Origin of the sequence: Bacillus sp. RC242, from assembly GCF_044908245.1 — a bacterium.
In the GTDB taxonomy this organism is placed as follows: Bacteria; Bacillota; Bacilli; order Bacillales; family Bacillaceae_G; genus Bacillus_A; species Bacillus_A mycoides.
Genome location: NZ_JBIYCZ010000018.1, coordinates 80,235 through 102,152 on the forward strand (window position 1 = coordinate 80,235; position 21,918 = coordinate 102,152).

At 35.9% G+C, this 21,918-nt stretch carries 18 protein-coding genes, 5 pseudogenes and 1 riboswitch; of the genes and pseudogenes, 11 read left to right on the plus strand and 12 right to left on the minus strand.

What is annotated here, in order from left to right; translation table 11 throughout:
* Positions 1-37: 37 nt before the first annotated feature.
* On the minus strand, positions 38-244 hold the full coding sequence (locus ABH957_RS25625; RefSeq protein WP_002035364.1) for a hypothetical protein: 207 nt from the start codon (positions 242-244) through the stop codon (positions 38-40).
* 257 nt (positions 245-501) lie between these two features.
* Positions 502-608, plus strand: a riboswitch (SAM riboswitch).
* Between the two features lie 83 nt (positions 609-691).
* Between ABH957_RS25625 and ABH957_RS25630 the strand changes: the two are divergent.
* Both ABH957_RS25630 and ABH957_RS25635 read left to right on the plus strand, forming a co-directional pair.
* Positions 692-1,750 (plus strand): annotated as a pseudogene (locus ABH957_RS25630) (LLM class flavin-dependent oxidoreductase).
* Positions 1,743-2,699 (plus strand): ATP-grasp domain-containing protein, encoded by a 957-nt coding sequence (locus ABH957_RS25635; RefSeq protein WP_404512499.1) that lies wholly within the window; start codon positions 1,743-1,745, stop codon positions 2,697-2,699. Before ABH957_RS25630 ends, ABH957_RS25635 begins: the two are co-directional and overlap by 8 nt.
* Before the next feature lie 380 nt (positions 2,700-3,079).
* On the opposite strand, the gene ABH957_RS25640 is transcribed toward ABH957_RS25635, so the two are convergent.
* Together ABH957_RS25640 and ABH957_RS25645 are read right to left on the minus strand one after the other, a co-directional pair.
* A complete protein-coding gene (locus ABH957_RS25640) occupies positions 3,080-3,238 on the minus strand; it encodes a hypothetical protein (RefSeq protein ID WP_002087237.1) in 159 nt (52 codons plus the stop codon).
* On the minus strand, positions 3,238-4,332 hold the full coding sequence (locus ABH957_RS25645; protein ID WP_404512507.1) for a response regulator aspartate phosphatase: 1,095 nt from the start codon (positions 4,330-4,332) through the stop codon (positions 3,238-3,240). The genes ABH957_RS25640 and ABH957_RS25645 overlap by 1 nt, the downstream gene beginning before the upstream one ends.
* 617 nt (positions 4,333-4,949) lie before the next feature.
* Here ABH957_RS25645 and ABH957_RS25650 point away from each other — a divergent pair.
* Positions 4,950-7,334 carry an immune inhibitor A domain-containing protein gene (locus ABH957_RS25650; RefSeq protein WP_242311204.1) on the plus strand — a complete coding sequence of 795 codons (2,385 nt, stop codon included), beginning with the start codon at positions 4,950-4,952 and terminating at the stop codon, positions 7,332-7,334.
* A gap of 634 nt (positions 7,335-7,968) precedes the next feature.
* Here the strand turns inward: ABH957_RS25650 and ABH957_RS25655 are convergent.
* Together ABH957_RS25655 and ABH957_RS25660 are read right to left on the minus strand one after the other, a co-directional pair.
* A complete protein-coding gene (locus ABH957_RS25655) occupies positions 7,969-8,799 on the minus strand; it encodes a VanW family protein (protein ID WP_044741177.1) in 831 nt (276 codons plus the stop codon).
* 88 nt (positions 8,800-8,887) lie between these two features.
* Positions 8,888-9,091: pseudogene (locus ABH957_RS25660) on the minus strand (hypothetical protein); the annotation flags it as partial.
* Positions 9,092-9,782: 691 nt separating this feature from the next.
* Here ABH957_RS25660 and ABH957_RS25665 point away from each other — a divergent pair.
* From ABH957_RS25665 to ABH957_RS25675, 3 genes are all read left to right on the plus strand, one after another.
* Positions 9,783-11,522 (plus strand): S-layer homology domain-containing protein, encoded by a 1,740-nt coding sequence (locus ABH957_RS25665; RefSeq protein ID WP_404455656.1) that lies wholly within the window; start codon positions 9,783-9,785, stop codon positions 11,520-11,522.
* A 111-nt stretch (positions 11,523-11,633) separates the two neighbouring features.
* The gene (locus tag ABH957_RS25670) at positions 11,634-11,948 is read left to right on the plus strand and encodes a PadR family transcriptional regulator (protein ID WP_001078071.1); all 315 of its coding nucleotides are present in this window, start codon (positions 11,634-11,636) and stop codon (positions 11,946-11,948) included.
* A gap of 16 nt (positions 11,949-11,964) precedes the next feature.
* Entirely contained in the window at positions 11,965-12,576 is a 612-nt protein-coding gene (locus tag ABH957_RS25675; RefSeq protein ID WP_404455659.1) for a DUF2812 domain-containing protein, read from the plus strand.
* A 113-nt stretch (positions 12,577-12,689) separates the two neighbouring features.
* Here the strand turns inward: ABH957_RS25675 and ABH957_RS25680 are convergent.
* Positions 12,690-13,004 (minus strand): annotated as a pseudogene (locus tag ABH957_RS25680) (Tn3 family transposase); the annotation flags it as partial.
* A 105-nt stretch (positions 13,005-13,109) separates the two neighbouring features.
* Here ABH957_RS25680 and gad point away from each other — a divergent pair.
* From gad to ABH957_RS25700, 4 genes are all read left to right on the plus strand, one after another.
* Positions 13,110-14,579: a glutamate decarboxylase gene (gad, locus tag ABH957_RS25685; protein ID WP_404491262.1), complete on the plus strand. Its 1,470-nt coding sequence runs from the start codon at positions 13,110-13,112 to the stop codon at positions 14,577-14,579.
* A gap of 258 nt (positions 14,580-14,837) precedes the next feature.
* Positions 14,838-15,509, plus strand: a complete 672-nt coding sequence (locus ABH957_RS25690; protein WP_003187718.1) for a hypothetical protein — start codon at positions 14,838-14,840, stop codon at positions 15,507-15,509.
* Between the two features lie 54 nt (positions 15,510-15,563).
* Positions 15,564-16,223 (plus strand): hypothetical protein, encoded by a 660-nt coding sequence (locus tag ABH957_RS25695; RefSeq protein ID WP_404512501.1) that lies wholly within the window; start codon positions 15,564-15,566, stop codon positions 16,221-16,223.
* A 254-nt stretch (positions 16,224-16,477) separates the two neighbouring features.
* Positions 16,478-17,386: an alpha/beta fold hydrolase gene (locus tag ABH957_RS25700; RefSeq protein WP_404446415.1), complete on the plus strand. Its 909-nt coding sequence runs from the start codon at positions 16,478-16,480 to the stop codon at positions 17,384-17,386.
* A gap of 205 nt (positions 17,387-17,591) precedes the next feature.
* Here ABH957_RS25700 and ABH957_RS25705 read toward each other — a convergent pair whose 3' ends face one another.
* The 4 genes and pseudogenes from ABH957_RS25705 to ABH957_RS25720 all read right to left on the minus strand — a co-directional run bounded on the left by ABH957_RS25705 (position 17,592) and on the right by ABH957_RS25720 (position 19,087).
* A complete protein-coding gene (locus tag ABH957_RS25705) occupies positions 17,592-17,816 on the minus strand; it encodes a hypothetical protein (RefSeq protein WP_404491261.1) in 225 nt (74 codons plus the stop codon).
* Between the two features lie 420 nt (positions 17,817-18,236).
* A complete protein-coding gene (locus ABH957_RS25710) occupies positions 18,237-18,446 on the minus strand; it encodes a glycine zipper domain-containing protein (protein ID WP_404446421.1) in 210 nt (69 codons plus the stop codon).
* 92 nt (positions 18,447-18,538) lie between these two features.
* Positions 18,539-18,772: pseudogene (locus ABH957_RS25715) on the minus strand (DDE-type integrase/transposase/recombinase); the annotation flags it as partial.
* A 114-nt stretch (positions 18,773-18,886) separates the two neighbouring features.
* Complete coding sequence (locus tag ABH957_RS25720) at positions 18,887-19,087, minus strand: DUF1657 domain-containing protein (protein WP_000218933.1); 201 nt, start codon at positions 19,085-19,087, stop codon at positions 18,887-18,889.
* A gap of 210 nt (positions 19,088-19,297) precedes the next feature.
* On the opposite strand from ABH957_RS25720, the pseudogene ABH957_RS25725 reads away from it, so the two are divergent.
* Positions 19,298-20,522: pseudogene (locus tag ABH957_RS25725) on the plus strand (phospholipase D-like domain-containing protein).
* Between the two features lie 221 nt (positions 20,523-20,743).
* Here the strand turns inward: ABH957_RS25725 and ABH957_RS25730 are convergent.
* Both ABH957_RS25730 and ABH957_RS25735 read right to left on the minus strand, forming a co-directional pair.
* Positions 20,744-20,851, minus strand: coding sequence for a YjcZ family sporulation protein (locus tag ABH957_RS25730; protein ID WP_000505670.1), 108 nt, complete (start codon positions 20,849-20,851; stop codon positions 20,744-20,746).
* A 213-nt stretch (positions 20,852-21,064) separates the two neighbouring features.
* Positions 21,065-21,718: a DUF2306 domain-containing protein gene (locus tag ABH957_RS25735; protein WP_404455668.1), complete on the minus strand. Its 654-nt coding sequence runs from the start codon at positions 21,716-21,718 to the stop codon at positions 21,065-21,067.
* Positions 21,719-21,918 lie beyond the last annotated feature (200 nt).

The window sequence follows — 21,918 nt, forward strand, 5'->3', positions numbered from 1 at the left end:
TTAATAAACATCTGCATAATATGTAATTAGTATTATTTTATTCTTTAAATATCTCCGGTTTTTCAACTCTAAATGATTGCACCTCACCGCACTCTAAACAAAATGTGGTTAATAGTTTGGAACGTTTCCCTCCTGAAAAGAATCTACTAGATTCATCCTCACAAACATATGCATGATAAGCAGATCCAACCCTTCCTTCTTTAAATGTAGTAGAACCACAATTCTCGCATCGTTTATTTTTCATGTTACTAACACCTCATTTGATTGATATTTATTTTTCTGTGTTTTTAAGATAGAAGTAAAGAAACTTGGTTATAAATGATGTTTTCGACATGATACAACATAGCCCTTTATATATTCGTAGGTAAAACAACATAATACCCTTATAAATCTCTATAACAATATGGTTTTTCATATATCATTTAATGTTTATCGGAAAAATAAGTATTAAAGTATTGAGTTTTATTATTCTGATGATTATAATAAATGGAAATCAAACAATTCTTATGTTGAGAAGTGGAGGGACGGGCCCTATGAAACTTCGGCAACCTCGTTTTAGACGAAAGGTGCCAAATCCTGCAGGTGAAGAAACACCTGAAAGATAAGAGCGGTTCACTTAGTCAAGAAGGCTACTCTTATTTCGATAAGAGTAGCTTTTTTTTATGGCTAAAAGTTAAAGGGGGAATAGGTAGTGGAGTACGGTTTTTGGTTACCGATTTTTGGGGGATGGCTTCGAAATGTAGATGATGAATCTATGCCGCCTACATTTGAGTATGCAAAACAAACAGCGCAAGCGGCAGAACAATTAGGTTTTTCAACAACACTTATAGCAGAATTAAATTTAAATGATATAAAAGGTGTTTCAGCACCAAGTTTAGAAGCATGGACAACTGCGGCAGCACTTGCTGCAGTAACGGATCGATTAGAGATTATGACAGCTGTAAGACCTGGCTTCCACAATCCAGCAGTTACAGCGAAAATGGCAGCGAATATAGATCAATTAAGTAATGGTCGTTTTACATTGAATGTAGTTTCAGCATGGTGGGAAGAAGAAGCGAGGCAGTACGGCGGGGTATTTACCGCACATGATGAACGGTATGATCGCACAGAGGAATTTGTAACAGTTTTGAAAGAGCTTTGGAAAGAAGAAGAGTTTTCTTATAAAGGGAACTTTTATGAGTTTCATCATACACATTTAAGTCCAAAACCTGTGCAGAAACAAGGCATTAAGATCTATGCAGGTGGTGAGAGTGAGCGAGGAAAAGAAGTAATTGTAAATCACGCGGATGCATATGTAATGCATGGCGGAACAGTGGAAGAAGTATTTGTGAAAATAGAAGATATGAAGAATCGTAGAAAGAAAGTCACAGAGGAGCCATTGCAGTCATTCGGGCTCGCGGCTTACGTCATTTGTCGTGATACAGAAGAAGAGGCGTTAGAGGAATAGAGACGCATAACGGATGTGAAAGACGATGCTTTAGGTTACGCGGGTTACCAAGATTTTATTAGTAAATCGCATTTGGAACAGCAAGTGAAGCTAAATGATTATTCCGTATCTAATCGCGGGTTACGTCCTAATTTAATCGGAACACCAGAACAAATTGCAGGAAGGATACTTGCTTTTGAAAAAGTGGGTGTTACGTTATTACTTTTACAATTTTCACCGCAGCTTGAAGAAATGAAACGATTTTCTGAAAAAGTGATGCCATTAGTTGAAGCAAAAAGAAAGGAATTGATTACAAATGAGTAAAATTTACATATTACATGAAAATAAGGAATGGACGGATCATTTGGTGAAAAGATTGGAAGAACTGGAGTTACCTTATGAGGAGTGGTTTTTAGATGAAGGAGCTGTTTCGTTAGAACAAGAACCTCCCCAAGGTGTTTTTTATAGCCGCATGAGTGCTTCTTCACATACGAGAGGGCATCGATATGCACCTGAGTTGACTGAAGGAGTTCTTGCTTGGTTAGAGGGATACGGGCGAACAGTATTTAATGGATCTCGAGCATTGCGTCTTGAAGTAAGTAAATTGAATCAATATGCAGCATTAAGAAAATTTGGGATACAAGTGCCGAAAACAATTGGTGCTGTTGGCCGTGATCATATAGTAAAAGCAGCAAAGGAGTTAGGGGAAGTACCGTTCATTACAAAGCATAACCGTGCAGGTAAAGGCCTTGGTGTTCAACTGTTTCATTCCATTGATGCTTTAGAACAATATTTGGATGGTCCGACATTTGAAGAACCTATTGATGGAATTACTTTAATCCAGCAATATATTGAAGCGCCAGAACCATATATTACACGTTGTGAGTTTGTAGGCGGTCAGTTTGTATATGCAGTTAAAGTAGATACATCAGAAGGATTTGAGCTTTGCCCGGCAGATGTATGCTCTATTCAAGATGCCTTTTGCCCAGTAGGAGAAGAGAGTAAGAAAGAGTCGTCAACAAAATTTGAAATTATATCGGACTTCCAAGAGCCAATTATTGAAAAGTACAAAGAGTTTTTGAAAGAAAATAAAATTACCGTTGCTGGTATTGAATTTATTCGCAGTTCGGATGGAACAATTTATACGTATGATATTAATACAAACACAAACTATAATTCTGACGCAGAGTCTGTAGCGAATCAATTTGGTATGCTTGAGCTTGCTAAATTCCTTGGAAGAGAATTAGAGAAACAAGTAGAGTCAGTTAAATAATGTTGATTAAAAAATAAGGTTTTGGTGCAAATATAGGAAAAAGAAGAGATAGCACATTTTATCGGTGAAAGATCGTTCGTTAGAGGAGCTGTAGTTGCTGGGAAAAGTTTAGGATACCCTGATGCAGGTTGGGGTTATCTTTACGGAGGCTTCGGGTAGTTTGAAATAGAAATTAGAAGAGCCCCTCTACCTTAAGGTGGAGGGGATTTTAAATTTAGTGAAATGGTATATTAATGTGGCTTAGAAGCAAATGATTTCGGTGCGGAGTTCAAGGTTAAATGGGCTGAAGTTAATAAGTAGTCTGCTATATGATGTTTAAAAAAGGGCACTCCATTGAGGGAGTGCCCTTTTCGTAATTCATGATATAGAATCTCTTTATATTACCAGGAGTCACCGTGGCTGGATTGCATGTACATAATTGTACTAGATTTAGTCGAATTAACCTGTTCTTTAGAATCTGATTGTGAAGGGAATGCTAACCCTATAGATAAAGCAGCTGAAAGTGCTAAGCCTAAAATCGTTCCAAAAAGTTTTTTCATTATTTTAACGCTCCTTTTTCGAAAGTTTTTTCTTTAGCTTGATGACTAATATAAAAGTATTTACTAGCTTTTACAGTGTCGTTTTCTTCGTAAAACTTGATTGCTAATTTTTCAGTGTATTCTTGTGTGTAATTAAATAGTTTTTGCTTATCAAAAAATGAGATAGCTTCCCAAGATAATTCTTCGAGAATAGTAGCTGGAACACCTTTATTCATACAATCTAAAATTTTGAAATGATATAGGTATTCTTTATTGTCTAATTGCTCACAAATCGCCAACCCTCGTTCGATCAACTCGGCCGATTGATTAACTTCACCGAGTTTGAAATGTTCTCTAGCTTCAAGGAAAAGGGCTTTAAAATGCTCCGGAGTTTTAGTTGTTACTTCTGATAAGTGTCGAATTGCTAAAGTGGATAAGTTTTGGTTACTATATAAAAAACCTAAATTACTGCGGACTCTTAATATTAGGGAACCCTCATTATTTTTACGTAAAATATCTATTGCAGAATTAAATTTTTCTTCTGCTACAGGGAATTGTTTTATATCAATACATGCTAAACCGTATAAGTTCTCACAAGCGGCAACATTATTTTCATAACCATTATGTTTAGAGAAAATCTCTTTAGCTTTAGTCACATTTTGAATTGCTAATAGAGGTTGATAGGTATGAAGATAGAAGTTAGCAAAACGATAGCTAAACTCGCCTATTTCAAGATCGTCATGAATATGTTGTAATAGCGTTTCGGCTTTTTCGTAGTATTCCCAGGCTTCATTGTTGTTTGAAATTAGTGTGGCGTGAATCCCTTTGAAAAAGTGATAATAATAAGACAACGATTCATTTTTGGGTATATCCAGTGAATCAATTGTCTGGAAGCTTGTTGGTGTAATGCTTAAATGATCAAGCAGAACTTTAAAGCGAAAAGTAAGAAGTGAGTAATGGAATAGTAAATTTGAATCTTCATTAATGCTATTTATGTATTTATCAATTTCGTCTTTTAAGTGTGTTGCTTCTTTTAGGTGCTGGGCACGTATCTCTTGATACCAATTATTTAAAAGTTGTGTGATCATATCTTTTGTTTTTAGGTGACTTACCATCATTCTCCCCACTTTCTACTATGTTTATTTGTATATTGGTATGTATATACTAGCAAGAAATTAAGTGTGATAGAGTGATATATTGAAAGAAAAAAACTTTTTCAATAATTTTCTGATAATTTAAAAGGTAATTAGAATATAAATAGAAAAAGAATTCAATCGGATTCCTTAGGTGGTGATCATTTACTTATTGCAAAAAAGTAAGTGAATCGAGCGAATATGACTATTGCACTTAAAATAAATAACAGCCTTTTTGTAAAGTGAATCTACATAAACTGATTCAAAATTTTATAAGAATCCATATGGAAAGTATTCATTCAAATAACAAACAGCCCGAGTTCCAATGAGGAACTTGGGCTGTTTGTTATTTCTTTGCCTTTCCTAGCACTATTCTATCGCCATCAAAACAAAAGAACGAGTGACCCCACTTTATGGTTATGTGCAAAACATAAACTAGTAGAAGTTTTGTATTTTCTTATCCTACGCATTCCACCCTGCACAAAAAATATTTCTCAATATTTAATTGTTGAAAAACATTGAATATTCTCTATAAAGAGAATATTATGTTGCTATCGGCAAAAAAAACGATAATTTGCAGACACTGGGGAGGAAATGCATTGAAAAAGAATAAGAAGTTAAAACCATTATCAGTTTTAGCAACAGCGGCAGTACTAAGTAGTAGTTTTGCTTTTGGAAGTCATGCGGCGTATGCTGATTCGCCATCATCTCTACCAATAGATGAGCATTTAATACCGGAGGAGCGTTTGGCAGAAGCGCTAAAACAACGGGGCGTAATTGATCAATCTGCATCACAAGCTGAGACGTCAAAGGCTGTCGAAAAATATGTTGAGAAAAAGAAAGGGGAAAACCCTGGTAAAGAAATCTTGACAGGAGATAGTCTTACGCAAGAAGCTTCTGATTTTATGAAAAAAGTAAAAGATGCAAAAATGAAGGAAAATGAACAGGCGCAGCAGCCAACAGTAGGGCCAGTAGCTGGACCAGGTGCGGGATTGAATTCTAGTAAATTAAATGGAAAAGTCCCTACTGCACCAGCGAAGCAAGAAGAGTACAACGGTGCTGTTCGAAAAGATAAAGTACTTGTTTTACTTGTAGAATTTAGCGATTTTAAGCATAACAATATTGATCAAGAGCCAGGATACATGTATTCTAAGGACTTTAATCGTGAACATTATCAAAAAATGTTATTTGGTGATGAACCATTTACGTTATTTGATGGATCGAAGATTAATACATTTAAACAATATTATGAAGAACAATCTGGCGGCAGCTACACAGTTGATGGAACTGTAACGGAATGGCTTACTGTTCCAGGGAAAGCTTCAGATTATGGTGCGGATGCGGGCACTGGTCATGATAACAAAGGTCCTTTAGGGCCGCGCGATCTTGTGAAAGAAGCATTAAAAGCAGCGGTAGCAAAAGGAATTAACTTAGCTGATTATGACCAATATGATCAATACGATCAAAATGGTGATGGAAATAAAAACGAGCCAGATGGCATTATTGATCATTTAATGGTTGTACATGCTGGCGTGGGTCAAGAAGCTGGCGGCGGTAAATTGAAAGATGATGCAATTTGGTCTCATCGTTCAAAACTTGGATCAAAACCATATGCGATTGATGGCACAAAATCTTCTGTTTCGAATTGGGGCGGAAAGATGGCTGCATACGATTATACAATCGAGCCTGAAGATGGAGCGGTTGGTGTGTTTGCGCATGAGTATGGTCATGATTTAGGCTTACCAGATGAGTACGATACGAAGTACTCAGGACAAGGTGAACCTATTGAGTCATGGTCTATTATGAGTGGTGGTAGCTGGGCTGGAAAAATTGCAGGAACAGAGCCAACAAGTTTTTCACCACAAAATAAAGAGTTTTTCCAAAAGAATATGAATGGCAACTGGGCGAATATCGTTGAGGTAGATTATGATAAACTTCGCACGGGAGTCGGTGTTGCAACATATTTAGATCAAAGTGTTACAAAATCAAAACGACCAGGAATCGTTCGTGTTAACTTGCCAGACAAAGATATTAAAAATATCGAAGCGGCATTTGGTAAGAAGTTTTATTACAGCACAAAAGGAAATGACATTCATACAACACTTGAGACACCAGTATTTGACTTAACAAATGCAAAGGATGCTAAGTTCGATTATAAGGCATTCTACGAACTTGAAGCGAAGTATGATTTCCTTGACGTATATGCGATTGCAGAAGATGGAACGAAGGTACGTATTGATAGAATGGGCGAAAAAGATGTAAAAGACGGCGTGGATACAACTAATGGTAAGTGGGTTGATAAATCATACGATTTAAGCCAATTTAAAGGGAAAAAAGTAAAACTGCAATTTGAGTATTTAACAGATATTGCAGTAGCTTATAAAGGATTTGCGTTAGATAATGCTGCATTAACTGTAGATGGAAAAGTTGTTTTCTCAGATGATGCAGAAGGTCAACCAGCAATGACATTAAAAGGATTTACTGTATCTAACGGATTGGAACAGAAAAAAAATAACTACTATGTAGAGTGGAGAAATTACGCTGGTTCTGACACGGCGTTACAACATGCGCGTGGTCCAGTCTTTAATACAGGAATGGTTGTATGGTATGCGGATCAAAGCTTTACAGATAACTGGGTAGGTGTTCATCCAGGTGAAGGATTCTTAGGAGTAGTAGATTCTCATCCAGAGGCAATCGTAGGTACATTAAACGGACAACCGACTGTGAAGAGCAGTACGCGTTATCAAATTGCCGATGCGGCATTCTCATTTGATCAAACGCCAGCATGGAGAGTAGATTCGCCAACTCGCGGTATCTTTGACTATAAAGGATTACCAGGCGTTGCAAAATTTGATGACTCTAAGCAGTACATCAACAGTGCAATTCCAGATGCAGGACGTAAGTTGCCGAAACTAGGATTGAAGTTTGAAGTAGTAGGTCAAGCTGAAGACAAATCTGCAGGTGCAGTTTGGATTCATCGATAGAATAAGGTGAAACTAAGAGGAGCTGTCCATAAGTTGGTGAAACTGACTTATGGACAGCTCTTTTCTTATTCTAGAAACGTGGCAGTTTAGTTTAGGAACCAGTTCATTGGAAAGGAAGATATAAAATTCATTTTCAATAAAAACGAGAAATAATATCGTCAGATAATTTCCTTTTCCTTCCACGTGAGAGATGTAAAACAAAGGGAGAAAGTCAGTGGTGGTCCTGTTATATTCTGCATAGCAGCGATTTATATTTCGAGAAATCAAAATAGATTTATGTAGCATGATTCAAATTAATTGAAATGCATGAGCAAAAATACATTCTCATACGAGATTTTTATTAAATTACAAAATACTTATCAGACTTGATTGTAAGAAATGATAAGTATAATTGTATTGTTATTATCCTTAAGACCATTTAAAGAAGAATTTGATAATTGATTTTTTATGATGTACAGAAAAAATTAATTATCACATCCTTTTATTTTCACACTAGAACCTAAAAAGAGGTTCTGTTACAAAGTTTTTTAACAAGAAAAAGTTATGTTGCAAAAAGGGTTGTGCCTATTAATTATATGAAGAGAGGCATGTAGTGTGTTACTAGACAAAAATACTTGATACACCAAGGTTACCTTCACTTACCCTCCTCATTATTATAAGCTAATAATGGTTCGTACATCATTATAGCGTGATTCTCCGTTACATATTGGTCTTCTATAAACTGTTTCTGTTGATTATATACTTTACGTTGAATAACATTATGTCGTATATAACCACCCCAGTATGCAGATTGGATTGAGTGTTCTTTTTCATATACTTCATATTGATAAAGCTGCGGATGGGCAATTCTCCACTCACCGACTAAATGCTTATCTGTAATATAAAGGTGAAGTTGATACGATTGGTCCGTTTCATTTTTGATTTGTAAATCCAAATAATTATAAGAACAAGTCGCTCCACTTCCAAATGGTTGGGTCCGCTTGGAATCAGGAAAGACATCAAAACTATGACGATATCGCTCTGTTACTGTCAATGGTGTATGTAAGGTCATCCAATATATTAAATTTGAAAGCTGACAAAGCCCTCCTCCAATGCCTGCTTGAAAAGATCCATAGTGTAGTATCATGCCCTCTACATACCCTTTTCTCCTCGTAGGCTTACCTATTAAACGCCAGTAAGAGAATGTTTCTCCCGGTCTAATGACGATACCATTTAGTTGTTTAATAGCAATCTTCAAATTAACAACTTTATTCTGTTGATACCACATATCTACATCTTTGAGCTTACGAAGTAGTATCGTTCGGTGCTGAATCGCAGTATAGGGTAACTTTTCTTGTTGAAATGTTTTTGCATATGTTTTTCCATCTGCTAACCACTGAATGTACCTCTTTGTAGAGTAATACCATGTCCCTAGTAGAATGCGATACTTAGACCGCTGTTTAGGACGTAAGTTCACTAAATTCATTTTATTTCCTCTCTCCATCGTTTTCATATGTTACCATTTCCGTAATTACGATCCCAATCAATTGCCGTATTAATGCCTTTGAATTTACCCAAGTTTTCCCGCACAGAACTGTAATATTAATTGTCGCATTCTCTCGTTTTTTAACTACATTCTTATATGTATATCCATCAATGAATTGTACTTTTCTTAGCTGCATAGTAATTAATATAAATAGATAAAAGACGCAAAAAAACAGTATAATTAATCTAATGGGGACCTTGTTTTTTCCATTTTTCGAATTGCTTATAGTCATGTGAAACTCTGCCTCAATATGATAAATTCAAATAAATACATTATAAATATAAAGGATAACCTTAAATAAATAATAATGAAAATTAAATAAATTCTAAAGAATTAATATATTTTTACTAAATATTGATTGATAATAAGTTATTTTTTGAGACTTTACTAGGTTCTGTTGCAAAGTTTCTTAGCAAATAAAAAGTTAAGTTAATTACAATGAATCATGTTAAAAGGTATGTTCTCAGGATTATATTGTGATTTTAATGGAGATAGCATTGTTTTTTAGGCTACATTTTAGCGAAATAAAAGCTCAAAAAGCGATATGTATATTTACAATGTTACATTAGTGTTTTTCTTTTTATTTATCCCGCTATTTGTGGGCAGTAAAACTCACACCTTAAAATGCGGCTGGAGCAAAGAAGTTAGGTGGGAGCCCTGCTGCCCGTAAACGCCCGATTGGTGCGGGCTAATAATCAGTGGGGGATGAACAAAACCCCCACTGATTAAAGTTTCACTTTATATATTCGCAAGTAAAATAGCATAATATCAGTACGAATCACTATAGTAATATGAGTTTTTGCATATTTTGAAATTTAATATATCCTCCGAAAAGTTTTAATTGTATAATGTTTCTTGTCATAGTCTTTTAGATTTTTCGACAAAAAATAACATAAATAGAGAACGTATTGGGAGAATGCATTATGTACACAAAACTATTAAAATCAATTACGTCATTAACGCTTATTGGTAGCGCTTTATTATATACAAATATTGGTGAGATGAAAGCTTCTGAAGCGGGTACTTTCTCCGATGTACCTACATCGCACTGGTCCTATCCTGCGATTAAAGACTTAGCGAGCAAAAATATTATTTCAGGTTATGGAAATGGGATGTTTGGTTTTGGTGATGTTGCGACGAGGGAGCAAGTTGCAGCTTTAATTTATCGTGTGTTAGTACCGAATAAGCAAGGCGGTACGTTTAGTAATGATGGTGCTCGTTATGTATTACAAGATGGGTCTACTTTAAATAATCCGTATGGAGATATTCGCTCAGGTTCTACAATGTTTCCGGAAGAGGTTTTAACGTTAACGAAATTGGGGATTTTTAAAGGTGATGGAAATGGCGGTTTTAGACCGAAAGATTCTGTTAGCCGCGCAGAAATGGCGCAAATTATTAAAAATGCGTTCCAAGTTTCAGCTAAACAAAAACATACATTTAATGATGTTCCAAATGGATTTTGGGCAGAAAATGCGATTAGTGCCGTGCAGTCAAACGGGATTGCATCTGGTACAGGAGACGGGAAATTTGAACCAGCTAAAACGGTAACGCGTGAACAGTATGCACAGTTTTTATATAATGCATTGAAATATAAAAAGCCTGAGGTTGCGGTGCAAGATACAGGAGATGCGGCATTATTAGCAGCATTCAAAAATGAAGTGCAAACACGTATTAATACGTACGAAACGAATATTACACTTCCATATAAAACGAAAAATAGTAATCAGGAAGAAGTAATGAATACACTTTTTAACGCGTATAAAGAAGTCGCAAGTAAAAATGAGTATACAAATTATAATAGGTCGAATGTTTCATATGGACTTTCTGGATCCCCTGGAAATTATACATTTACGTTAAAGATTACATATCGCGAAACGAAAGAACAAACAGAATATGTGATGAAACAAGCGAAAGCAATCGTTTCTTCTATTATTCAAACGGGAATGGATGATCATGAAAAAGTGAAGGCAATTCATGATTATGTTGTAAAACATGTTTCTTACGATACGTCTTATAAAGCGTATACAGCATATGAGGCACTCGCGAATCGTTCTGCCGTTTGCCAAGGTTACACACTATTAACCTATCAATTATTAAAAGAAGCTGGAATTGAGAATCATTTTGTAGTAGGAACTGGAGACGGTCAGCCTCATGCTTGGAACTTGGTGAAAATCGAAAACAAATGGTATCACCTTGATACAACATTCGATGATCCGGTGCCAGATGAACAAGGCCGCGTAACATATTCTTATTTCAACTTATCAGATGAGAAAATTGCAAGAAATCATGAGTGGAACCGAGGGGACTATCCGCAAGCTACAACAAACTATTATAGTACATTAACAAATAAAATTGCGACAGGTGGTACGAAAACACCTGCATATCAGCAAATATTGAAAGATACAAAGTTAAATTATTTAGGAAATGAATATATCGCAAATAACTATAATGAATTCAAAAATAAAATGCAGCAACGTTATAGTACAAAGTCAGCAAAGATTGAAATTCTTTATAAACAATCAATGGATGGCGCATTGCAAGATGTGAAAAAAGTAATTGGAGAAATCGGTTATCCGCAAGGAGCGAACCGTGTTTCTTATAAAGCTGAGCCGTATAATGCAAAAGAAGGATATTCTTTGGTGACGATTACGTTTACTTATTAAAAACAACCTAGATCCATGAAGGATCTAGGTTGTTTTTTTATACCTTAATTTGACATATGCAGTCGAACTATATAGTTTGGCTATATATCTATCGTTACATTGGAGGTCTTTATGAATAGAGATAAAAATTTACCATTAACGGAAACGACGTATTACGTTCTTTTAGCTTTACTGGAGCCGGCTCATGGGTATTTAATTATGCAAAAGGTGGAGGAACTTAGTAATCATCAAGTGAAAATTGCGGCGGGTACATTGTATGGTGCGGTTGAAAATTTATTAAAGCAACAATTAATAGAATCCGTAAAAAGTGAAGATAAACGAAGAAAAGTGTATGTCATTACTGAGCGGGGGAAAGAAGTATTACATTTAGACTTTATGAGAATGCAGCACATTATTGGGGTTACAAAAAGCTTATTAAATGTATAGTTAGGGGGAAGCGAAGATGTGGAGATTGAAATTCTTTTTAGACTTTGAGAAAGAGGAAAAATGGTTAGAAGAGATGGCTTGGAAAGGCTATCAACTAAAAAGTAATACATTCGGTTATAAATTTAGAATCGCAGAACCGGAAGATACGACAATTAAAATAGATCATAGAATATTTAATAGAAGAAAAGATTTTATTAATTACTGTACATTATTTGAAGATAGTGGCTGGAAGCATATAGCCGGTAAATGGTGGTCTGGTACGCAATATTTTAAAAAGGTAGATGAAGAAAGTGAAGATGACATTTTTTCAGATCAAATGTCACGAGCAGGGAAGTACAAGCGTCTATCTAAGACATTTTTAGAAGTGGCGATATGTTATTTGCCGCTGCTAATCCTATTTATGTTTAATAATACAATTGATTTAGGAGCGATTTTAAATCCGAAAGACTTATACTATACACCAGGATTATGGGATATGCACGGTGCAGCATTTTTAGGATCATTCTTATTTGAAACACCATTTGCATTAATGAGGGGCATTTCATGGTTGTTTATCCCAGCTGCGATTGGTATGTTTTTCTTTTTTTCATATAAAGCAAATCGATTGTATGAAGAGAGAAAATACTAAGAGGACCCCCTTAAAGCCGATGCTTTGAGGGGGATTCTTTTGAATTTGTAAATGGTGTACTTGGTTAGCTTGATGGGCATGGGGTAGAGTCAGGAAAATGTGGATTTACAACACTAAGAAAGTTTCAATGGTCTTAGAGAATCTAATGAGACCACTTTTTCTGAATTAAAATGGTATTCTCCTAGTAAATTGATATGTTCCCAACCTAAAGATGACATATAATGCAATAAGTCCTCATTAAAACTACCTATCCGTCTTTGATATTTAACTGCTTTTGTTAGAAGTAAAGTATTCCAGATACTGATGGCATTGATAATTATGTTTAAGGCACTGGCCCTTTGCAATTGATGCTGTATGGTTTGTTCCCTAAGCTCACCTTGTTTTCCGAAGAAAATAGCTCTTGCAAGTCCATTCATGGCTTCTCCTTTAATTCGAATGGTGGCAGCACCTTTTATTAGAATTGTCCCCTTGGTGTAACAAATGCTTTTTTGTAAATAATATGTTTGTTAAACAATTAATTAAGGGGGACTTGTATGCCACAGGATCGAAAAGCAGAAGTTCAAAACGATGCATACGAAGGAAAAGAGATCATGCCAGATAATCCACAATATCTACCGCGTCACGTGCAAATGGAGCTGCCTCACGAATTTTCTGTAAATCCTCTGTTTGCCCGCGAAGGAGAATCAGTCGTTCCGCGCTTTCACATGCCTGATGAAGGCATGTTACCAGAAACAGCGTATCAAATCGTCCATGATGAAATTGCTCTTGATGGCAATGCTCGCTTGAATCTTGCAACATTCGTTAGCACATGGATGGAGCCTGCCGCAGAGCACTTATATGCCAAATCATTCGACAAGAACATGATTGACAAGGATGAATATCCACAGACAGCCGAAATTGAGGAGAGATGTGTCCGCATTTTAGCAAACCTCTGGCATTCGCCCACTCCCCTTACGACTATGGGCGTTTCAACAACTGGATCGTCGGAAGCATGTATGCTCGGGGGGCTTGCGTTAAAGAGACGCTGGCAAAATGCACGCAAAAGCGAAGGGAAGCCGGTGGATCGGCCCAATATTGTGTTTAGTTCTGCTGTTCAAGTCGTGTGGGAAAAATTCGCGAACTATTGGGAGGTTGAACCACGCTATGTGAAGGTTAGCCCAGAGCATCCCCGATTGGATCCTCAGGGGGTCCTCGCTGCCGTGGATGAAAATACGATTGGTGTGGTACCGATTCTAGGTGAGACTTATACCGGGGTTTACGAACCGGTTGCCGCCATTGCGAAAGCGTTGGACGATTTACAGGAGAGGACGGGCCTCGACATTCCCATGCATGTGGATGCGGCTTCGGGGGGATTTATAGCACCGTTTCTTCAACCAGATTTAGTCTGGGATTTTCAATTACCGAGGGTGAAGTCCATCAATGTATCCGGACATAAATATGGATTAGTCTACCCTGGGTTGGGTTGGATAATTTGGCGGGAAGCTGAAGATCTCCCTGAGGATCTAATCTTCCGCGTCTCCTATTTGGGCGGGAACATGCCGACTTTTGCCCTGAATTTCTCTCGTCCTGGCGCACAAGTGCTCCTGCAATATTACAATTACCTGCGTTTGGGGAAAAGTGGGTACTATGATGTCCAAAGGGCTTCTCAGAAAGTCGCTCTTTTTCTTAGCAAGGCGATTCAGAAGATGGAACCGTTCGAACTTTTGTCCGATGGTTCGGATATTCCGGTTTTCGCTTGGCGACTGAAAGATGGTTACACATTAAACTGGAATCTTTATGATTTATCTCGACAATTGCGTGTGTTCGGCTGGCAAGTACCCGCCTATCCATTGCCTCCAGATATGGAAGCGGTGACGATTATGCGCGTTGTGGTTCGAAATGGATTTTCCATGGATCTCGCGCATTTATTTTTGAGGAACCTCAAACAGACCGTTGCCTTTCTGGATTCCCTGGACGGGCCTATGCCACATGATACGAAATGTGATAATGGGTTTCATCACTAAATGAAAAAAGCCTAATTTCTTTATATTTAATTGAGAAATTAGGCTTTTTAATATTGAAATTTCCTTAACGTTGTAAATCAGCATTTTTCTGACGCTACCTCAATACATATTATTAAAATTAAGATGGTTCAAGTCGGAGGAAGGCACCTTAGGGTGTCTTTTTTATTGCTCTTCGACAGAATATGACAAAATAGTTGTAACTGTTTCTGTTATGCTTGTGCAGTAAATCTTACATTTAACCACTGGAGGAACTACATAATGGGTAAAATTTTTAAGTTTGGGTGTTTAGGGGTAATAGCAATTGTAGTCATCATTTTTGTTGCTGCAGTTATTGATGGTAGTAATGATTCGAAAGAAAAAGCATCTACTAATCCAAAACAAGAAAGCAAAAAGGATGCTCCAATAAAAGAAGAACAGAAGAAGCAACAAGATGAAGCTAAGAAAAAGGAAGAACCTAAGCCAGCTGTAAACGCTGATAAGGCTACATACGAAAACGAAATCAAGCCTACTATTGATGCCATGATAAAAGAATATGATGAAATTTGGAATCAGGACTGGAGACCTATTTGGGGCGAAGCAAGCAAAGATCCTGCATCTATTGACAAGAACACTTTAAAAGAGAAAATGGAGTCAGTTACAAATCGATACGATGAACTATCCAATAAAAATACTGCGTTTAAAAGCGGTGCGAAGCTAAACGATCCTGTATTAAAAGAGAAGATTGAGAAATTCAGAGTTGATTTTGGACTAGCAACGAACTATAGAAGTAATGCTGGAAGAGCTGTAACTCAAGGAATAAAAGGGGTAGCTCCAATGAAAGAAAGAATGGATGAAGCTCAAAAATCAATCCAACTTTCTGATCAAAAACTAATCAATGCTGTAGCTAGTTTAACTGAAGTTGAATCGAAATTGGGAGTTAGTCGTAATTAGGCACTCGAAAGAGTGATTTTATTTTGTCCTCAGACATAAATAAAATCAGGGGTGATGTATATGAAGAAAGTATTTATGAGTTTATTGATAGCTATTACGTGTCTTATATTCACTGGTTGTTCAGCAGACATGAAAGTTGTAGAAGAAGATGCTACGGAAAAATTACAAGATAGCAAGTTGTTTCCGTATATTGAAGAGGCTAGTTACAAAGAAGGTGGTAAAAAGGAAGATAGAACTTCAGTAAACATTAATATAAATGTAGATGAACGATTGTCCGATTTAGAAACAATGGAAAAATATGAAGTGATGCAAGATGCTGTTAATAAGCTAGATGGATCTTCAAGCCTAATTAAATGTGGGAATGACAACCGTTGCATTTATGACAATCTCCATATTTCTGATGGCAATGACAAATACACAATGGATGTTTTTTATAAAGAATTAGTAATTAATGATAATAAAAAATACACTAAATCAGATTATAATTCTGATATGAATCAAATAAAGAAAAAAGAAGAACCTGTTAATACTACTACGAATTCCAACTCAGTTCCTTCTTCATCTGCAGGACAAGAGGCACCATCTACATATGATCCTAAAAAGGATTCGGCTAACTATGATGCTAATGGTAATTATAAACCAGTTGACCAGATGAAACCTGAAGAAATCAAAAAGGAATTAGAAGGATTCCTAGAAGATTCTTTAAAAAGGTAGTTAAAACAAAATATAGATTTGAACCATATTTCTCAATGAACAAAACAACTTAACATGGTAAAATAATATTTGGATGGGAGTCCAATATATATTATTAAAATTAAGATGGTTCAAGTCGGAGAAAGGCACCTTAGGGTGTCTTTTCTTTTTTCTAAATGAGAATTTTGGCTTAAAGAAGATAAATTTTCAACGGATTATTGTCATGAATATATTGATAAAGTTCATCAATATATTTGTAGAAAGGAGGAATTCAAGTGAAGAGAGATGAAAATAGGATTGGTCACTTTACATCTGAAAAAGGAAAGGAAGACTTTCAAAGTGCCTACGATGAATCAATGGCACTTCTTCCAAAACCTAACGATACGAAAGATATAAAAACTAAATATGGCACAATTCGTGCTTATTACTTTACTAAAGAGGAAAACAAACATAAGGAGCCAATACTCTTACTCCCTGGACGTGGTGCATCTACTCCAATGTGGGTACCCAATTTAGAAGGGCTAAGGGAGAAAAGGCCTGTTTACACGATAGATTTACTCGGTGAACCTGGAATGAGTGTGCAAACGAAGGTGATTGAAAACCAAAAACAACAAGCAGAATGGTTAAATGAAGTAATTGAAGAATTAAGTTTAGAAAAAGTGCATATCGTGGGTGTCTCCATTGGAGGTTGGACAACAATGAATTTGGCCAGATATAATTCAGAGCATATTGCTACGGCTAGTTTATTGGACCCAGTCTTTGTATTTGCGCAAATGCCCATAAAGATGATTCTTGCATCTATTCCAGCTGCCGTCCCTATTGTACCTAAGTTTATAAGACAAAAGATGTTAAGCTATGTATCTGGAGGAGCAGAAACAAATGACGATGAGCCTATCGCTAAGTTAATCGAGTCGGGTATGCGTAACTATAAACTTAAAACACCAGCACCTGATCTATTTAGTAAAGAAGACTTGAAAAATATCAATGTTCCAGTGCTTGCATTAATGGCTGAAAAAAGTACAATGCACAATTCTGTAAAAGCAGTTGAAACTGGGAAAAAATACGTTAAAGATATAGATATAGTTAACTGGAAAAATGCATCTCACGCAATCAATGGTGAGTTCTCTAACGAAGTTAATGCCAGAATCCTTGATTTTATAGAAAAACATTCTAATGATAACTAAGTTGAAAGTGGAAAATATGTTGTAATAACAACTTTATCTCTATATAGCTATTTAGGAGGATTTAGCTCATTTTTTGTTTTAGGATATTAAAGTACCCCCTAAATGGAATTTTTTTATAGCACCGAAGTTCATTTTTATGATTTTTGGGGAAGAATGTGCTTCTTAACTTGATACCGCAAAAAAACAAACAGGAATGACTATTAAGTCATTCCTGTTCCTTAAAGAAACCTTCTATGGTACTAGTAACTTCCTTGAAGGCTTCACCTTGGACACTAGAAATTGATAATCCTCCAATTATATTTTTCCACTGTGAATTTACATTATCCCAGTTATCATCCCAATTTTCAGTAATATGCTTATAAGCTTTAAAAGGTTTATCACGACTTGGTGAAACATATTTTGAAGCATCTATCAACTCTACAAACTCCAAAACACTTCAGTCCCTTCTTTTAGAATTGGAGTTACCTCTTCGTTTCGAGGTAAAACTTCCATTTAGGTGGTGCTATTAAATTTAAAAAGCTAAAACAAGCATAACCCCGTTCTAAATTTAGGACGGGGTTAAAATATAGTTGTTTAATTTCCGATATAAGATACTTCACTGTACTCAAAAATATAACAATAAAGTCGATTGATAATCTAAGGTTTATTCAGCAATAGCGCCCGATTGCGGAAGACCAAGAAAATGATTATGATTGCTGCTTATAGCTTGTTGAACTAACGCACACGTTACTTTAAGTGAATTGGTTCACAATCTTACTGGGAATTTACCTAAAAAAGCTGAATTAACTTAATAAAAAAAAGGACTCCCTTTTTGGGAATCCAATTCATTCAGTGTCACTTTGGTTAAAGTCTAATCTTCTCGGTTCGCAACACTGTCATTAGCCTCATCGGCACCTTCGCCGACTTTGTTACCCATCGCTCCTCCTGCAACAGCTCCTGCAACGGTACCAAGTGGACCAAGAACAGAACCCAAAGCAGCTCCAGCGACAGCACCGACACCAGTTCCTACCGCTTTGCCAGTATCATTATCAACACGGTTACGTTCGTTTTTATCAGCCACTCATCTCACTCCTTATTTAGAATAGGCAAGTGCATTCCAGCACAATACCTTACATATTTTGACCTATAAGGACAGATTTATGCGAAGTGTTAGAATCCTGAGGATTTAGCAAACCGGCGCTTTACATAGCGATGATCTTGTTCTATGTAATTATTGAAATGTTTGATTGTAGAATGAGTAGTACTTTTATAAAAGTCATTCACCTTTAATTTTTTGAGTGAACAAAGTAAAGAAAGGGCCTTATCTGTTGTCAGAACCGTTGGTTCTCCAAAAGTTTGAACGAGTCGTTTCATAAAAGCATACGCAGATTGTGTATTCCGCTTCTTAAGTTGATGGGCATATGGCGATACCCTTTAATCGTAATCAGCATTATGATAATCGTTATTTAAGCTGGGCACTCTTCCATGGGGACGATATTCTATGTGAAAGGTATTATGTTATTACTTGTACTGAGGCTCTTCATGTTCAATTTGTTGAAGACGAGGATTTAAAGATTCAATAATTTCTTGAGTTTGTTGTGCTGCACCTTTATATAATTGTTTTGCTTGCTTGTTATCAGTATCAAGAACAAATCCTTCTAGGCATGCTTGAGCACTCTTTAATCCAGCGATAGTTTGTTTAAGTTTAGTACTTACTGTCATGTAGTATTCCTCCTTGTAAATGTACTTCAAAATATAGAATGCCTATTTTGTTATCAAAGTACGATTTCCAATTTTAGGGATATACGAATGAGAAATTTTATAGTTAATCATTCAAAGGAGAATTTTTTAGCTAATAGATGCATGGAATAGTTTTGTCCCAATAACAAAAACTAACAGAAATAAAACGATAATATATAAAGGAGATTAAATATGCTGAAAAAGATAGGAAGAATTTTCCGAGCATTCCTCTTTTTATTTATCGGTGGATGTTTAGTTCTGTTTGTTTGGGGGGAAATTGACAGAACAATAGCCGAAAAAAATGGGGTATTTAGCCAGAATTCTAGTCTACCCTATGCGTCAAAGTGATATTACTATGTATACAGATGGGAAACAGTTAAACGATCAATTATTCTCAGATATAGAGAAAGCAAAGCATTACGTGCATATTAACTTTTTTTCTATTGCTGATGATAAAGTAAGTCATCAGTTTCTAGAGCTATTGCGGAAAAAAAGTCAGGAAGGTGTAGAAGTATACTATGCAGTGGACAGGTTAGGTGGAATTTTACTAAAGAAAAAGGAAAGAGAATTATTAGTTAAAAAAGGAGTTCATTTTACATATTACAATAAACCTGTTTTCCCTTATCTTTTTTCTTCTTTGGATCATCGGAATCATCGTCGTATTTCAGTTATTGATGGAAAGGTTGGTTACATTGGCGGATTCAACATCGGAAAGAAGTATTTGGGGGAAAAAGAAAAACTTGGTTATTGGAGAGATTATCATCTTCAAATACGAGGAGAAGGAGTTCAAGATTTAGAACACCAATTTGTATTAGACTGGAATAAAAACTCAGAGAAACCGATTCCGATACACAATGCGGTAAAGGAAAAGGGAGCAACCTCGCAACGATTTACTGCATATTATAGTGGAGAAAAACTTGGGCAAGATTATGCAATGCTGTTTCAACAAGCAAAAGAATCCATCATTATATTAACACCTTATTTTATACCAAAAGACAGAACTATTTGGAACGCATTAGTAGATGCAAGAAAGAGGGGAGTCTGTGTCAAAATTCTATTCTCACCTCATTCGGATGCACTATTAGTTAAAGAAGCAGCATATCCATATATCCGAAAAGCATTAAAACAGGGGATGGAAGTATATGGTTATGAAAATGGGGTGTTACACGGTAAAGTATTTTTGATTGATGAAAAAGTATTGATGGTTGGGACCGTGAATTTTGATTCACGCTCGTTTCATTTAAATGAAGAAATGAACTGTTATATTCATGACCCTATCTATATTTCGAGAATAAAACCAGTGATTAACGCAGACTTACAAAATTCAAAGCAAGTAACATCCTCTGACGTCAATCAATTATCTATAAAAGAAAAAGTGAAAGAAAAGGTTGCAAAAATGTTTGAGTATTATTTGTAAAGACAAAGTATTTTTATATTAGGGATAGTTTCACATTGCCATCAAGATAAGAGATGCAAATACCCCATATCCATCAAGCTAACAAGGACGAGTTACTCCAAAACGATAAAAACGATCAACATGCATCAAAAAAAACACGCTAAGCAAAAATAAAATAAGCTGTCCATATGGGCAGCTTATTTTATTTTTTGTTTAGCACGGGGATCTTTTCCGATAGTTTTTTAGCAGAAGCAAGCAGCTCCAACGATGATTAATAAAATAAACAATACAACTAATAAAGCAAATCCTCCAGCGAAGCCACAGCCGCCACAACTACCACCAAAGCCCATAACAGTTCCTCTTTTAGATAGGAGGAGGAAGACAAAGGTTCACTCATGTGTTTTAACGGATTCAATTTACTTTATGCATTTATGAATTGAGCAGGTCCTTTTGAAAATAAAAAAAAGACACACTAAGGTGATCTTCTTATGTAGGGCGGGAAGACATCGGCCTTCCTTTCGGGTTGCCATCAAGGGATTCAGTCGAGTTACGTATAAATTGCATCAAAAATGTAAATCAGCATTTTTCTGTTGTTGTCCTTTATTAAGACTTTGTCTTATAAATAATTCTGCAATGATTAAATTTGGCACCCACGCTAACCAAGCAATAACAGCATAACTAAGTTCGAAATGCTCCAGTCCAAATAGCAATACAAATAAAGGTAGCCAAATTCTTAATGTAACTGCCGCAAAGGTTAAGGAATAATTTCTGATCATCCAATTCCGATGGTCTTGAATTTTTTTATTCTTAACTTTGTTTAATGCTTGATATGCCGATGTTAGCCAAAATACGGATAACAAACCGAAACCAAGCTTTCCTACTAATCCTCCCGTAGCGTAAAAGGATAAATAAAGTCCTGAAACGCAGCCAAATAATACACCAATCATATAGATTTTTCCAATCATTCGATGGCGACTGATATTCTTTTCTCTAAATTTTGTGGATAATGTAAAAGGACCAATTATTAATGCTACTACACTAGTTGCAATATGTATAAATAACATAATGTACCAAAATGCACTCATTTTAGATAGAAACATAAGCTTCATTTGAACAAACCCTGCTTGAAATCCATCCATAATAAAATATTGGAAAACAGCATAACCAGCTATTAAAATAGCTGAAAAAGTAAATATAAACCAAGTTTTTTTATTCATAATTTCACCACCTCCTTACAACATTTAAGGGAATTAGAACATATATTGCTGTTTATCTAGGGTTAAAAGAGAACTTAATTAACTTCTTTTACTTCTTTCGGCAGGGCATCATGTTCAATTCAGTTTTCGACTAAGCTATTAAACAGTTCAGGATTTGCTAAAGAAATTCCATGATTAATTTTAGAAATAATACCACCTAA

Bases quoted from the DNA above. Each gene is read 5' to 3' on its own strand.
- ABH957_RS25675 (WP_404455659.1), top strand. From the start codon at position 11,965: ATGTGGAGATTGAAATTCTTTTTAGACTTTGAGAAAGAGGAAAAATGG.
- ABH957_RS25695 (WP_404512501.1), top strand. From the start codon at position 15,564: ATGTATATGAAGAAAGTATTTATGAGTTTATTGATAGCTATTACGTGT.
- ABH957_RS25690 (WP_003187718.1), top strand. From the start codon at position 14,838: ATGGGTAAAATTTTTAAGTTTGGGTGTTTAGGGGTAATAGCAATTGTA.
- ABH957_RS25735 (WP_404455668.1), bottom strand. From the start codon at position 21,718: ATGAATAAAAAAACTTGGTTTATATTTACTTTTTCAGCTATTTTAATA.
- ABH957_RS25640 (WP_002087237.1), bottom strand. From the start codon at position 3,238: ATGAAAAAACTTTTTGGAACGATTTTAGGCTTAGCACTTTCAGCTGCT.
- ABH957_RS25655 (WP_044741177.1), bottom strand. From the start codon at position 8,799: ATGAATTTAGTGAACTTACGTCCTAAACAGCGGTCTAAGTATCGCATT.
- ABH957_RS25670 (WP_001078071.1), top strand. From the start codon at position 11,634: ATGAATAGAGATAAAAATTTACCATTAACGGAAACGACGTATTACGTT.
- ABH957_RS25645 (WP_404512507.1), bottom strand. From the start codon at position 4,332: ATGGTAAGTCACCTAAAAACAAAAGATATGATCACACAACTTTTAAAT.
- ABH957_RS25730 (WP_000505670.1), bottom strand. From the start codon at position 20,851: ATGGGCTTTGGTGGTAGTTGTGGCGGCTGTGGCTTCGCTGGAGGATTT.
- ABH957_RS25720 (WP_000218933.1), bottom strand. From the start codon at position 19,087: ATGACAGTAAGTACTAAACTTAAACAAACTATCGCTGGATTAAAGAGT.
- ABH957_RS25665 (WP_404455656.1), top strand. From the start codon at position 9,783: ATGTACACAAAACTATTAAAATCAATTACGTCATTAACGCTTATTGGT.
- ABH957_RS25625 (WP_002035364.1), bottom strand. From the start codon at position 244: ATGAAAAATAAACGATGCGAGAATTGTGGTTCTACTACATTTAAAGAA.
- ABH957_RS25635 (WP_404512499.1), top strand. From the start codon at position 1,743: ATGAGTAAAATTTACATATTACATGAAAATAAGGAATGGACGGATCAT.
- gad (WP_404491262.1), top strand. From the start codon at position 13,110: ATGCCACAGGATCGAAAAGCAGAAGTTCAAAACGATGCATACGAAGGA.